The organism is Polyangium jinanense, assembly GCF_028435365.1.
This window is the reverse complement of record NZ_JAGTJJ010000059.1, coordinates 19,214-32,428: the sequence shown is the minus strand read 5'-3', so window position 1 is coordinate 32,428 and position 13,215 is coordinate 19,214. Positions and strand designations below refer to the sequence as shown.

At 67.4% G+C, this 13,215-nt stretch carries 6 protein-coding genes; 4 read left to right on the top strand and 2 right to left on the bottom strand.

Translation table 11 applies throughout. The features are described from left to right. Nucleotides 1–3 precede the first annotated feature (3 nt). A complete protein-coding gene (locus KEG57_RS45615) occupies nt 4–3,852 on the bottom strand; it encodes a serine/threonine-protein kinase (RefSeq protein ID WP_272427886.1) in 3,849 nt (1,282 codons plus the stop codon). 418 nt (nt 3,853–4,270) lie between these two features. Then, nucleotides 4,271–4,849 carry a hypothetical protein gene (locus tag KEG57_RS45610; RefSeq protein WP_272427887.1) on the bottom strand — a complete coding sequence of 193 codons (579 nt, stop codon included), beginning with the start codon at nt 4,847–4,849 and terminating at the stop codon, nt 4,271–4,273. A gap of 174 nt (nt 4,850–5,023) precedes the next feature. On the opposite strand from KEG57_RS45610, the gene KEG57_RS45605 reads away from it, so the two are divergent. The 4 genes from KEG57_RS45605 to KEG57_RS45590 all read left to right on the top strand — a co-directional run bounded on the left by KEG57_RS45605 (nt 5,024) and on the right by KEG57_RS45590 (nt 13,199). After that, nucleotides 5,024–5,734: a hypothetical protein gene (locus KEG57_RS45605; RefSeq protein WP_272427888.1), complete on the top strand. Its 711-nt coding sequence runs from the start codon at nt 5,024–5,026 to the stop codon at nt 5,732–5,734. 733 nt (nt 5,735–6,467) lie between these two features. Next, nucleotides 6,468–7,355: an ABC transporter ATP-binding protein gene (locus tag KEG57_RS45600; RefSeq protein ID WP_272427889.1), complete on the top strand. Its 888-nt coding sequence runs from the start codon at nt 6,468–6,470 to the stop codon at nt 7,353–7,355. 12 nt (nt 7,356–7,367) lie between these two features. After that, complete coding sequence (locus tag KEG57_RS45595) at nt 7,368–10,976, top strand: ABC transporter permease/M1 family aminopeptidase (RefSeq protein ID WP_272427890.1); 3,609 nt, start codon at nt 7,368–7,370, stop codon at nt 10,974–10,976. Nucleotides 10,977–11,093: 117 nt separating this feature from the next. After that, nucleotides 11,094–13,199, top strand: a complete 2,106-nt coding sequence (locus KEG57_RS45590; protein WP_272459692.1) for a potassium transporter Kup — start codon at nt 11,094–11,096, stop codon at nt 13,197–13,199. The last annotated feature ends 16 nt before the right edge of the window (nt 13,200–13,215 follow it).

Sequence of the window (13,215 nt, the reverse complement as noted above, 5' to 3'; positions counted from 1 at the left end):
AAGCTAAGCGGCGTCCCGCTCCCAGGCCGCAGCCATGGCGAGGATGCGCGCGTTCTCGGGGATATTCTCGAGGTAGCTCCGGCAGAGCTCGGCGTCCTCGATCTTGGCCGCGCGCGACAGCAAAAGATCACGTGCTTCGAGCAGCACGGTCCGCGCGCGGGCGTGATGGCCCGTCGCATCGAGCGCCTCGGCGTGGGTGAGGCGCAGGGACATCTCATAGGGTCCGCTGCCGCCGCCGCCCGCGTCGCGCCGCGCGGCCACGTCCTCCGTGAGGCGTAGTGCCTCGTCCGCGCGCTGCTGCCGAAGGAGGATCGCCGCGAGCCTCGCCTCCGCCGCCGCGCGCCAGGGCGTGGTGCCCGAGAAAACCTCGGCAGCCGCGCGCGCCTCGCGCTCCGCCGCGTCGAGATCCCCGGAGCCCAGAAGGAGGGAGGCCAGCGTCGCTCGGGCGACGCCCAGCAAATAGGGATGGCTGCGCGCGTACTCGAAGTCGAAGAGGCCCAGGAGCTCTGTGCGCGCTTCCTCCAGGTTTCCCAGACCCACGAGCGCACAGGCCCAGATCCACTTCGCCCATACCCCATACGTGGTTGTCTCCTCGCCCCTCTGGAGCACGTTGCGCGCTTCCTGGTCCGCGCGCGCATACGCCCCGAGGCACAAGTAGCCCACGGCGACAAACAGGCGAGCCCAGAGCAGGTGCTGCCGTTCACCGGCCTCCTCGTAGCTCGCCAGGGCGGCTCTTGCTGCCCCCAGGGTTCCCCAGACATCCCCCTCGAAGTAAAGCGTCACGCTTCGAGCCTCGTACAGCCTGCCCCGAACCACGGGATCGTGCGCCGCAAGCGTGCTGCCGAGCTGCTCCATACGCGCCGCGCAGAGCTCGGCGAGGTCACGCCTGCCTTGCTGAATCAAAGTCTCCCACGCGAGACCGAGGGCATGCATGATCGGCCGCGCGCTCTCCGGGTCCGGCTCCAGGTCGACGAGCGAAAGCACGTCTTCCCGGTGCACGCCGCCCCCTGCGAGCGCAGGCGCGCTCGCGAGCTTCCACGCCATGGCCGTGCTCCAGAGCGGCGTGCGCGGCGTGACCAAGCGCAGGCTCTCCTCCATGCCCAACGCAAACGAGACCCAGTCCCCTCGCCACCCGTACGCCTCGCTGCGGACGAACAAAAGCGATGCACGAAGCTCGCCCGAGGCGCCGCAGCCGAGGCCGCGCTCTGCGCAGGCAATGGCCGCACGCAGATCCATCCCCTGGAGCATCTGCCTCGCCGCCGCGAGATACCACTCCGCCGCGCGCTCCAGGCTCTTTCCGCGCTCGAAATGCTCGGCCAGGCGCAACGGGTCTCCCTCGCCACGTTGCACGAGCCACTCCGCCGCGAGCCGATGCCCAAGAGCGCGGTCGGGCTCCGTCAGCATCGCATGAGCGCCCTCCCGCAAGAGCGAATGCCTGAACGAATACTGCGTTTCGCCTGGAAACCTGCTCGTTTCGCTACGCTGCACGACTTCGCGCGCGGCCAGCGTGTCGAGCCAATCGTGCGCACCGAGCGCCTCGTCCCCGCCGCCGAGCAGGTGCTCCACGCCGCCGCACCAGAAGACATCTCCGAATACGCTGGCAGCTCGCAGCACGCGCCGCGCGCCTGCGGGGAGGGCGGCGAGGCGTGCCTCGACCATGGCCAGCACCGTCTCCGGCAATTGCTCTCCGCGGCCCTCGGCCACCGCTCGGATCAGCTCCTCCAGGAAAAATGGATGACCCGCGGCGCGCTTGACGATCTGCGCGATCGTCCGAGGTTCCGTCGTATTTCCGAGCGCACTTCGGGCAAGCTCCTCGGCGGCACGTGAGGTCAGCTCCCCGAGACGAATCTCGGACAACCCACGCTCGGCCCATACCTTCGGGAAAATGTCGTGCACCTCGGGACGGCTGAAGGCTGCAACGACCAGCGGCCCGAAAGCGAGATCCCGCAGCGCCGCGTCGACGAGCTTCACCGAGGGAAGATCGCCCCAGTGCAGATCCTCGAGGACGAGCAAGACCGGATGCGCGCCACACGCGGCGGCCATGAACTGCCGGAAGGCGTTTTGAATTTGATCGGCCATGAGCCGTGCATCGAGGCGCGCGGCGCGGAGCTTCGCGCTGCCTTCGTCGGGGAAGGGCGTGCCCGTCATTTCGCCGAGAAACCCCGCCACGTGGCGGACCTCGGCCTCGGCCACGTAGCGCGCGACCCGCTCGGTGAGCTTGCGCCTTCTTTCCTCGATCGGCTCGTGACCCCCCACCACGAACGCATGACGCAGCGCCGAGCCAACGAGGGAAAACGCTGCCCCTTTGCTCATCGCATCGCCGCGCCCGACCCACACCTCGACTGCTGGATGACGCTGTCCGACTTCGCGAACGAACTCCTGGCGAAGACGAGACTTTCCGATTCCGGGCGGCCCGGTCACGAGCACGGCGCGCGCAATGCTCTCGCCGATGGCTTCGTCGAGCAGGTCGAGCAGAATGCGCAGTTCGCGTCCGCGCCCCACGAACGGGCTCGGTTTGCCGAGCAGCGTGCGTGCCGCCCTGCTGATTTCCTCCTCGCGGTGGAGCTCGATCCCGCCCGGCCCACGCACCGCCACGAGGCGCGCGTCGAGCAGGCCCTCAGTCACCTCGTCCACGAGCACCCAGCGCCCCGCCGCGCGCAGGAGCGCGGCGGACCGATCGAGGACCTGTCCGACCGGGAGTCGCTCGTCGAGTTCGCCGAGGCCGGTGGCAATCGCGATGGGCGCGTCCGGGGCGCGCGGGCGCAGCCCGAGGGCACAACGCGCGGCGCGCGCCGCAGCATCGGAGGCACTCGCTGCATTCATGAAAACCGCCAGCATCGAGCCATCCGCCAGCCATTCGACACGTGCGCCAAATGGCTCCGCGGCCGATTCCAGCGCCTCTCGGCGCGCGCTCGTGTGCTCGGCGTCGATGTCTTCGGCCGGCGCGCCCACGGCGACGATACTCAGCAATCGCTGCTCGCTCCTCGTCAGGGCCTCGGCGGGCGGCACCTCGGAGAGCCACGACCCAGCATCACGCGCTTCGAGACAGGCAAGCCCCTCCGCGACCTCGCCCGCATCGACGAGCCGATCGGCCGGATCCTTTGCGAGCATACACGCGACCAGCGCTTCGAGCCGCACCGACACCTCGGGCCGAAGCTTTCGCACCGGCGGTGGATCCTCGAGCAGGACCTTCGCCAGGACGGCCATGACGTGCTCGCCTTGGAATGCGGGCTGCCCGGTCAAGCACTCGAACAGCACGGCGCCGAGCGCGAACACATCGACGCGTGCGTCGAGCGACGGCGCCCCACGCGCCTGCTCGGGCGCCATGTAGCTCGGCGTCCCCAGCACCACGCCCGTCCGCGTGAATCGTGGCGAAAGCGGCAAACGCGCGAGACCAAAATCGAGCAATTTCACCCGATCCAACGCGCCATCCACGAGAAAGACATTGCTCGGCTTGATATCGCGGTGCACCACGCCACGCGCATGCGCCGTCGCGAGGGCCGAGGCCGCCGCGCTGATGACGGCGACGCTTTCCTCGATCGTGAGCCTCCCGCGCGCGAGCCGTGCGCCGAGATCCTCGCCCGCGAGCCATTCCATAACGAGGAAGGGCTCGCCCGCGCTGGTGACGCCGTGCGTGACGTACCGGACGATGCCCGGATGATCGAGCCCTGCGAGCACATGCGCCTCCATATCGAAACGCGCGATATCGCGCGGCTCGCGGTCATGGAGTACCTTGACGGCCACGGGCCCGCCGGACCGGCGGTCGTGCGCTCGAAAAACCGAGCCCATTCCCCCCGAGCCGGCGACCCGCTCGATGACGAATCGATCGTCGATGACGTCCCCCGCCTGCATGCGTTCCCTGTGCGGAGAAACCTAAGGCGATACGCGGGGGACGGCATACGAGGAGGCGGTGGCAGGGAACTGCAGGAACGTGGCGACGACCTGGCTCGGATCACCAGCGCGGGCGCGGGGCGTTGCCCCGCACCCCAGCAGGGGGCTGTCCGCCCCCTGCACCCCGGACCAGGCACGGCCTGGACCGAGGGCCGAGAAACCGCGCGATGCGCGGTTTCTCGGACGGACCCGGGGCAAGACCACGAGCGCTGCGGTTTTGACTGGCAAGGTCGCCCGCTGGTCTTGCCACGACCTGTTCGATGAACTGCGCATCGCGCAGTTCATCGACCCCGGGTCCAGCGCTTGCGCAGGCCCCGGGTCCAGGGGTGGACAACCCCTGGTCGGGGTCCGGGGTGAAACCCCGGCGCTACGTTGCGACTCAGAATGCGCCTGCCACCCCGAACACCGTGTGACCGGGGCGCACGTCGATCACCGGCACGAGCGATTCCACCATGCTCGTGGCCCGTCGGGCCGTGTGCGGCTCCGGGGGCTCGTATGTCGAGAGGAAGGCTGCGTCGATGCCCACGCCGATCGCGGCGCCCACGTAGCTCATGGCCAGCATGTACTGAAAGTAAAAGCCGTCGCATTTCTCGAAGATGCACCCGACGGGCAGGGAGAGGCCGAGGGCCGTCCCCGTGATTCCGAGGTTCATCCCGAGCACCGCGAAGCCCCGGCCGACCCGCCCGTGTTTCCAGTGCACGATGGGCCCGCTCAGCACCATGCCGGTGAGCGCAGGCGGCCAGGCATACACGTGCACGCCGAAGAACACCGCCGGAACGGTCCCCACGCCGAGGGATGCGCCGGCGATCGTCAGCGTTTGCCAGCCGTACCAGACCTTGCGGGGCTGCTCGGCGGGCAAGACGACGTAGGAGGGCGGGGCCGCCTCCGCGGCGGAGGCAGATGTGGCGACGGCGAGAGCCGTCAGGATGGATGCCAGAAAGGGTCCCCGGATTCGCATGTCGCCTCACGAAAGAGCGTCTCCGGAGCAGGCGCGGATGTCAACGAGGAGCTGCTTCGCGCATCCGCTTGTGCTCTCGCTTCCGCCTCCATCCTTGACGCCCGAACGTGACCGACCGTACTCTGCCCAGAAACACGCTTCGCGCCATCGCGCCTGCGGAAGAGGGACCACGAAATGCAATTGCCCGACGTGAACGCATCGAGCGAGGGATACGAGAAGATCACCGACCATTTTCAAGGTGCGGTCGAGGGATGGTCCGACGCCGAGACCCTGACGGAGTCCCAGCGCGCGGCCATCGTCGAGGCGGGCGCAATCGTGGCGCAGGCTGCGGACGTGCTCGGCAGCGCCGTCGTCACGTGGCGGGCCGCGCAACGCGCCGCGACGAAGCTCCGGGCTCGTTATGGCATTCGTGACGCCATCCTCGACATGCGCATCATGGGCGTGAGCGACGCGATCCTGAATGGCCCCGCAATGCGGAGCCACGGGAACCCTCTTTACAAGCAGGTCTTTCAAGAGGGCACGGCCAGCGAGATCACCGAATCGAAGATCCGCGAGGAGCCGGATCTCGCGCAGCGAATCCTGGATCGACTCGACGGCCTCGACGACTTCCAGGGCAAGGCCGCAGCGCGTGCTTCCCTCCACCAGGCGATCAAAAAGAGCATGGCCGCCCGCGACGCGCTCGACCTCGCCGAGGCAGCGGAGAACCGGGCCGGCGACGCCGAGATCCAGGGGCGACTCGGCGTCCGGGCAGCGCTGGAGAAGGCCTACGGCACCCTGCGCGCAGCATTCCCAGGGCAACGCAGGCTCGTCGAGTCGTTCTTCCTCCGGCGCGAGCGCACCAAAAAGGGCCCCAAGGGGAGCGGCAGCGCAGGCGAAGAGGGCTAAGACAGCAAAAACTCGCCGCCAGAAGGCTCGACGTCGCCTTCGGCCCCCCCCAAACGGCGCCTCGAAGCCCCAGCCCGCTCCTCCGACCCCTCCAAACCTCCCCCCAACCCCCCGCCGCAGCATTCCTCCACCTCCAAACACGCGCAAGGGCATCCCCGCAAGCGTTCGGGCAGCTCCGAGCAGCGCGACGGCCCTCCTGGGCGTCGCTCGGGCATCCCCGACCCCCCGCACGACGGCTCCCGCGGGTGTTCGGACGTCTCCAAACGTCGCATCGAAGCCCCGGAGCGTGATTCGCGCACGCCCAAACGCGGCATCAGCCGGTCGAGGCGCGATTTGCCAGCATCACACGCCGCGCCGGGGCGCTGCCCCGGGCCCCGCGGGGGCTATTCGCCCCTCGACCCGAACCAGGGCAAGCCCTGGACCTTTGGGGAAGAACTGCGCGATGCGCAGTTCTTCCCACAGGCCGGTGGCAAGACCAGGGACCGCGTTGCCGGTCGAAGCCGTCTCGCTTGGCAAGGTCGCCCTTGGTCTTGCCTCGACCTGTTCGATGAACTGCGCATCGCGCAGTTCATCGACCCCGGGTCCAGCGCTTGCGCTGGTCCGGGTGCAGGGGCGGATAGCCCCTGCTGGGGTCTGGGGCAACGCCCCAGCGCGACGGCCTCGGCCTCGTTGACTGCCGTGCGAGGAGCGTGGTACGCGAACGCGGAAAATTCTGTTTTTCGTGGAGGGATCCGTGCTCGCCATCCGTAACCTCGGTAAGACCTACCCAAATGGCGTCCATGCGCTGAATGACGTCACCCTTGACATCCCGCGCGGCATGTTCGGCCTGCTCGGGCCGAATGGTGCTGGCAAATCGTCACTGATGCGCACGCTGGCGACGTTGCAGGAGGCCGACAGCGGCACGGCTACCCTGGAGGGTGTCGACGGCAAGAGCATCGATGTGCTGCGTGACAAGGACGCGGTGCGACGCCAGCTCGGCTACCTGCCGCAGGATTTTGGTGTTTATCCCAAGGTGAGCGCGGAGGACATGCTGGAGCATTTCGCCGTGCTCAAGGGGCTGACCCAGCGCAAGCAGCGCCGTGAGGTCGTGGATGGCCTGCTCCAGCAAGTGAACCTGTGGGACGTGCGTAAGCGCAAGCTCGGCACGTACTCGGGTGGCATGCGACAGCGCTTCGGCGTTGCGCAGGCGCTCCTGGGAAGTCCGCGCCTCGTCATCGTCGACGAGCCCACGGCCGGCCTCGATCCCGAGGAGCGCAACCGCTTCCTCAACCTGCTTGCCGAGATCGGCGAGAACGTTGCGGTCATTCTGTCCACGCACATCGTCGAGGACGTCACCGACCTTTGCCCGACCATGGCCATCCTGAACAAGGGCCGGGTGCTGCTGACGGGAAAGCCGAGTGATGCGATTGCGGCGCTCGAAAACCAGGTCTGGCGCAAGCAGGTCACGAAGGCGGCGTTGCCCGAATACGAGGCGCGCCATACCGTGCTCTCGACGCGGCTGGTGGCCGGCCGTCCGGTGATCCATGTGTTCAGCAGCGTGGACCCGGGGGACGGGTTCGAAGAGGTCGCGCCGAACCTCGAGGACGTGTACTTCCAGCTCCTGCGCGTGCAGGCCACCTGACGTAGGGCCGCCATGATCCGTGAACTCTTTCGCTTCGAGCTGCGCGAGCAGCTCCGTTCTCCGCTGCTCTGGCTCATTGCCGGCTTGTTTGGATTGCTGGCCTTTGGGGCGGCCGGCAGCGAGGCCGTCCAGATGGGCGGGAGCATCGGCAACGTCTTCCGCAATGCGCCGACGGTGCTCGCCACCTGGCTTGCGATGTTCACCTTGCTCGGGATGCTGGTCATCACGATCTTCATCAACAGCGCTCTCTTGCGCGACTTCGACCAGGGCACCGCGGAGCTATTTTTCTCGAGCCCGATCCGCAAACGCGATTACTTGCTGGGCCGGCTCGGCGCGGCGCTCACGGCGAGCCTGATCGTGTACCTCGTGGTCGGCCTGGGCATGTTCATTGCGCAATTCATGCCGTGGATCGATCCTGCGCGCCTCGGGCCGGTATCGCTCAGGCCCTACCTGTGGGCGTTCGTGGTGTTCGTGATCCCGAACCTGCTCTTCACCGGCGGGCTCCTTTCGCTGATGGCGGTGGTGACACGCAGCATCCTGTGGGTCTACATCGGCGTGATTGCGTTCTTCGTGCTGTACGGCGTGAGCTCCGCGCTGCTGCGCAACCTCGACAACGTCTGGGCAGCGACGTTGATGGATCCGCTCGGCACGCGCGCCCTCGAGCGCACCATCCGCTACTGGTCGGCGGAGGAGCGCAATACCGGCCTGCCGGCGATGGGGGGCTACCTCGCCGCCAACCGCGCGTTATGGACCACCATTGCCGCGGCGCTGTTTGCGGCGACGTTTGCGCTGTTCAAGACCGAGCGCAGCGGCACCGGTCGCCGGCGCTGGGGCCGGAATGCGAAGGTCGAGCCGCTCGCCGCGGCGGATCTCGCGGCCCGGCCCGTCGCCGTGGCGGCAGTGCAAAGGCCCGAGCCCGTGTTCACGACCCGCACGGTGTGGCGGCAGCTCCTGCAAAAGCTCCGCTTCGACACCACCGGCGTCCTCCGCAGCGTGCCGTTCCTCGTGATGCTCGCGTTCGGCATGGCCAACTTCATCCCGACCGCGCTGCTGCGCCGCACCATGTATGCCACACCGATTTACCCGGTGACCTCGCAGATGCTGTCTGCGCTGCAGGGCAGTTACAGCTTCCTGCTGGTGATCATCGTGCTGTTCTACGCGGGCGAGCTCGTGTGGAAGGAGCGCGGCGCGAAGATCCACGAGGTCACCGACGCGATGCCCGTGCCGAGCTGGGTGCCACTCCTCGCCAAGTTCGGGGCCCTGCTCTCGGTGATCGCCGCATTCCAGGTCATCGGCGCGGTCACCGCGATGCTCATCCAGCTTGCGAAGGGGTATACCGAGCTCGAGCCGCTCTTGTACCTGAAGACGCTGACGCTCGACTCCAGCGTGTATGTGCTGATGGGCGGCATGGCGTTGGCCCTGCAGGTGTTCAGCAACAACAAGTTCGTCGGGTATGCGCTGCTGATCCTCTTGCTCATCCTGCAGACTGCGCTCGGCCTGATCGACTTCACCCATCATCTCTACAACTTCGGTAGCTGGCCGATCGCGCCGTATTCGGACATGAACGGGTATGGCCACTTCTTGTCGCCGCAGCTTTGGTTCCAGGGGTACTGGGGCCTGCTCTTGCTTGCGCTCTTGCTCTTGTCGGTGGCGTTCTGGGTGCGCGGCAGCGTCGGCAGCCGGCGCGAGCGCTTCGTGGTGGCGCGGGAGCGGCTGCGCGGCCGGCTGGGTGCGGCGTTCGGGTTGAGCCTGCTTTCGTTCGCGGCCGTGGGCGGCTTCCTGTTCTGGAACACGAACATCCGCAACGACTACCGCTCGCCGGAGCAGAAGCTCGACCTTTCGGCGCGCTACGAAAAAGAATACGGCGCCTACAAGAATCTGCCGCAGCCGAAGATCAAGGCCGCGTCCATCCAGGTCGATCTGCGTCCCGAGACGCAGGTTCTGCGCGTCGATGGGGTCTACCGCGTGGAGAACCCACACGCCTCGCCGATCCAAGAGGTGCACGTCAGCCTCGCCGACGACAAGGCGCTCGTCGCAATCGACCTCGGCGACGCCGAACTCGTGAAACACGATGCCCCCCTGGGCTACCGCATCTATCGTCTCAAGCACCCGATACAGCCGGGCGGGGAGCGCGAGGTGCGCTTCCGCCTCGACTCTCACGCGAACGGCATCACCAACGAGGTACAGCAGACGCAGATCGTCGAGAACGGGAGCTTCTTCAACAATCGCATGTTCCCGCAGTTCGGCTACGACGAGGGCGCGCAGCTCGACGATCGGAACGACCGCCGCAAGCGCGGGCTGGGTGAGCCCACCCGCATGCCCAAGCTGGAAGACCAGGCGGCGCGCGCGAACACCTATATCGGCGACGATGCCGATTGGATCCTCTTCCATACCACCATCTGCACCGCGCCGGATCAGATCGCGCTCGCGCCGGGCTACCTGAAGGAGGAGTTCGAGCGCGACGGCCGTCGCTGCTTCAGCTACGCCATGGACCGACCGATGCTGAACTTCTATGCCTTCCTGTCGGCGCGCTGGAAGGTGAAGAAGGGGTTCTACAAGGAAGGCACGCCCGAGCAGATCCCGATCGAGATCTATTACGACCCCAAGCATCCGTACAACGTCGATCGCATGATCGAAGCGGTGCGCAAGTCGCTCTCGTATTACGAAGCCAACTTCACACCGTACCAGCACCGCCAGGTGCGGATCATCGAGTTTCCGGGGTACGCGAGCTTCGCCCAGAGCTTCGCCAACACCATTCCTTATTCGGAGTCGATCGGCTTCATCGCCGACCTGCGCGACGAGAGCGCCGTCGATTACGTGTTTTACGTGACCGCGCACGAGATCGCGCACCAGTGGTGGGCGCACCAGGTGATCGGCGCCAACGTGCAGGGGGCGACCGTGCTGTCGGAGTCGCTCTCGCAGTACTCGGCGTTGATGGTGATGGAGCAGGAATACGGCCGCGCCAAGATGCGACGCTTCCTCAAGGAGGAGCTCGACAAGTACCTCGCCGGCCGCGGCGGCGAGCGGGTCGAGGAGCTACCGCTGTACCGGGTGGAGAACCAGCAGTACATCCACTACCAGAAAGGATCGCTGGTGTTCTACCGCCTGCGCGAGGAGATCGGCGAGGCCACGCTCAATCGCGCGCTGAAGAAGTTCTTGCAGGACAAAGGGTACCAGAACCCGCCGTTCACGACGTCGGCCGAGCTTCTGGCGTACATCCGCGCCGAGGCCGGTCCGGCGCACGAGGCGCTGATCACCGACCTGTTCGAGAAGATCTGCTTCTACGACAACCGGGTGCAGGCGGCGACCGCACGCAAGCGCAGCGATGGCAAGTACGAGGTGACCCTCGAGCTCTACGCGGACAAGCGCTACGCCGACGGCAAGGGCAAGGAGACGGCGGGCGAGCTCGACGACTGGATCGAGGTCGGCGTCTTCGCGCGCGGCGAGTCAGGCAAGGAGGCGGACGAAGGGGTGCTGTACCTGGAGCGCCACCACGTGACCACGCAGCAAAAGGAGGTGACCGTCGTGGTCGACGCGGAGCCCTATGAAGCCGGCTTTGATCCAAACAACAAGCTGATCGACCGCGTGTCATCGGACAACCGCAAGCGCGTGGATCTCTAGGCCACCGCCGTCCCCGCGCGGGAGCCCCGCCTCCGCCCCCGCTTCCGCCCCCGCTCCCGCTTCCGCCCCCGCTCCCGCTTCCGCCCCCGCTCGCTTGGGTGTAGCGTCGCCCCCGCGATGAACGACGACCCGACCCCGGCCCCGAAAGCGGCCCCGAAGGCCGCTTCCGAGCCGCCCCCTGCCATGGCCGACGAACCCAGCATCGTGGGCGCCTTCCAAGTCCACGAGGCCGCCGCCGCGGCGGCTGCCGCCGACGCCGCCGCCGACGCCGCTGCGGCCGCCCACGGCACAGCCGCGAGCGCCGGTCATGCCGACGGCCACGCCCATGGCGGTCACGGCCACGGCCACGCCCCCGGCGCGCTCCCGGGCCTCGTCCTCGCCGCCCTCGGCGTCGTCTTCGGCGACATCGGCACGAGCCCGCTCTACGCCGTCAAGGAGTGCGTCACCCCGCCCCACGGCGTCGGGGCCAGCCCCGAGAACGTCCTCGGCCTCCTGTCCCTGATGTTCTGGTCGCTCAGCATGGTCGTCGCCGTGAAATACCTCACCTTCGTTCTCCGAGCGGACAACGAAGGCGAAGGCGGCACCATGGCGCTGCTTGCGCTCGTGCCCGAGAACCTCCGGCCGAAGAACAAGATGCACATCGGCTGGATCGCCGCCCTCGTCCTCTTCGGCGCGTCGCTCCTGTACGGCGACGGCGTCATCACCCCGGCCATCAGCGTCCTCAGCGCCGTCGAGGGCCTCGCGGTCGGCGCGAGCTCGCTCAAGCCCGCGGTCCTGCCGATCACCGTCCTCATCTTGCTCGGGCTCTTCTGGGTCCAGAAGCGGGGCACCGCCGGGATCGGCAAGGTCTTCGGGCCGATCATGATCCTGTGGTTCCTCACGCTCGCCGGCCTCGGCGCTTATTACGTCGCCAAGAACCCCGCCGTCCTCGCGGCGATCAATCCCGCGTACGCCGTCACGTTTTTCCTCGCCAACAAGTGGCATGCGTTCGTCATCCTCGGCTCCGTCGTCCTCTGCGTGACCGGCGGCGAGGCGCTCTACGCGGACATGGGTCATTTCGGCCGCAAGCCGATCACCTATGCCTGGTACGGCATGGTCATGCCGTCGCTCGTCCTCAACTACTTCGGCCAGGGCGCGCTCCTCCTCCAGCACCCCGAGGCGGCGGCAAACCCCTTCTTCTCCCTCGTTCCCAAGGGCCCGGCCACGTACGCGCTCGTCGCGCTCGCCACGGCGGCCGCCGTCATCGCCTCACAGGCCATGATCTCCGGCGCCTACTCCCTCACGCGGCAGGGCGTGCAGCTCGGCTTCTTGCCGCGCGTCCAGGTCAAGCACACCTCCTCGGAGACCGAGGGGCAGATCTACATCCCCGAGGTGAACTGGGCCCTGTTCGCCGCGTGCATGGTGCTCGTGCTCTCCTTCCGGGAGTCGTCGAAGCTCGCCTCGGCGTACGGCCTCGCCGTGACCGGCTCCATGACCATCACGTCGATCGTCTTTTTCGTCGTCGTGCGCGAGCGCTGGCACTGGCCGCTCGCGAAGGCGCTGCCGCTCCTCCTGCTCTTCCTCACGTTCGATCTCGCGTTCCTCGGCGCGAACCTGCTCAAGTTCTTCGATGGCGGTTACGTGCCGTTCCTCATCGCCTCGTTGATCTTCGTGTGCATGGCGATCTGGCGGAAGGGCCGCGCGCTGCTCGGGCAGGAGTTCAAGAAGCGCACGCGTCCGCTCTCCGAGGTGCTGGAAGAGCTGCGCTCCGAAAAGACGGCCGCCCGCGTGGACGGCGCCGCGGTCTTCCTCACGTCGAGCGCCGAAGAGGCGCCGCCCGTCCTGCTCCACCACGTCAGCCGCAGCAAGGCCCTGCAGAAGGTGGTGCTGCTCGTGACCGTGATTCCCGAGCGGATCCCGCGCGTGCCGCCCGAGAAACGGGTCGAGGCCTCGCTCATCGCCGACGATTTCTACCGGATCATCTTCCGCTCCGGTTTCATGGAAGACACGAACGTGCCGGTGCTGCTCGCGGTCGCGAAGGCCAAGCTCGGCCTCCGGATCGGGCCGGACGAGACGACGTACTACCTCGGCCGGGAGACCCTGCTCGCCACGGGCAAGGGAAAGATGGACAAGGTATCCGAGACGATCTTCGGTTTCCTGTCGCGCAACGCGACCGGGGCGACCAACTTCTTCAACCTGCCGCCGGAGCGCGTCGTCGAGCTCGGCATGCAGCTCGATCTTTGATGCCCGCACGTCCCCT

What these genes read in the sequence shown, in the direction of transcription:
- KEG57_RS45610 (WP_272427887.1), bottom strand. Translation starts at nt 4,849, where the DNA reads ATGCGAATCCGGGGACCCTTTCTGGCATCCATCCTGACGGCTCTCGCC.
- KEG57_RS45590 (WP_272459692.1), top strand. Translation starts at nt 11,094, where the DNA reads ATGAACGACGACCCGACCCCGGCCCCGAAAGCGGCCCCGAAGGCCGCT.
- KEG57_RS45615 (WP_272427886.1), bottom strand. Translation starts at nt 3,852, where the DNA reads ATGCAGGCGGGGGACGTCATCGACGATCGATTCGTCATCGAGCGGGTC.
- KEG57_RS45605 (WP_272427888.1), top strand. Translation starts at nt 5,024, where the DNA reads ATGCAATTGCCCGACGTGAACGCATCGAGCGAGGGATACGAGAAGATC.
- KEG57_RS45595 (WP_272427890.1), top strand. Translation starts at nt 7,368, where the DNA reads ATGATCCGTGAACTCTTTCGCTTCGAGCTGCGCGAGCAGCTCCGTTCT.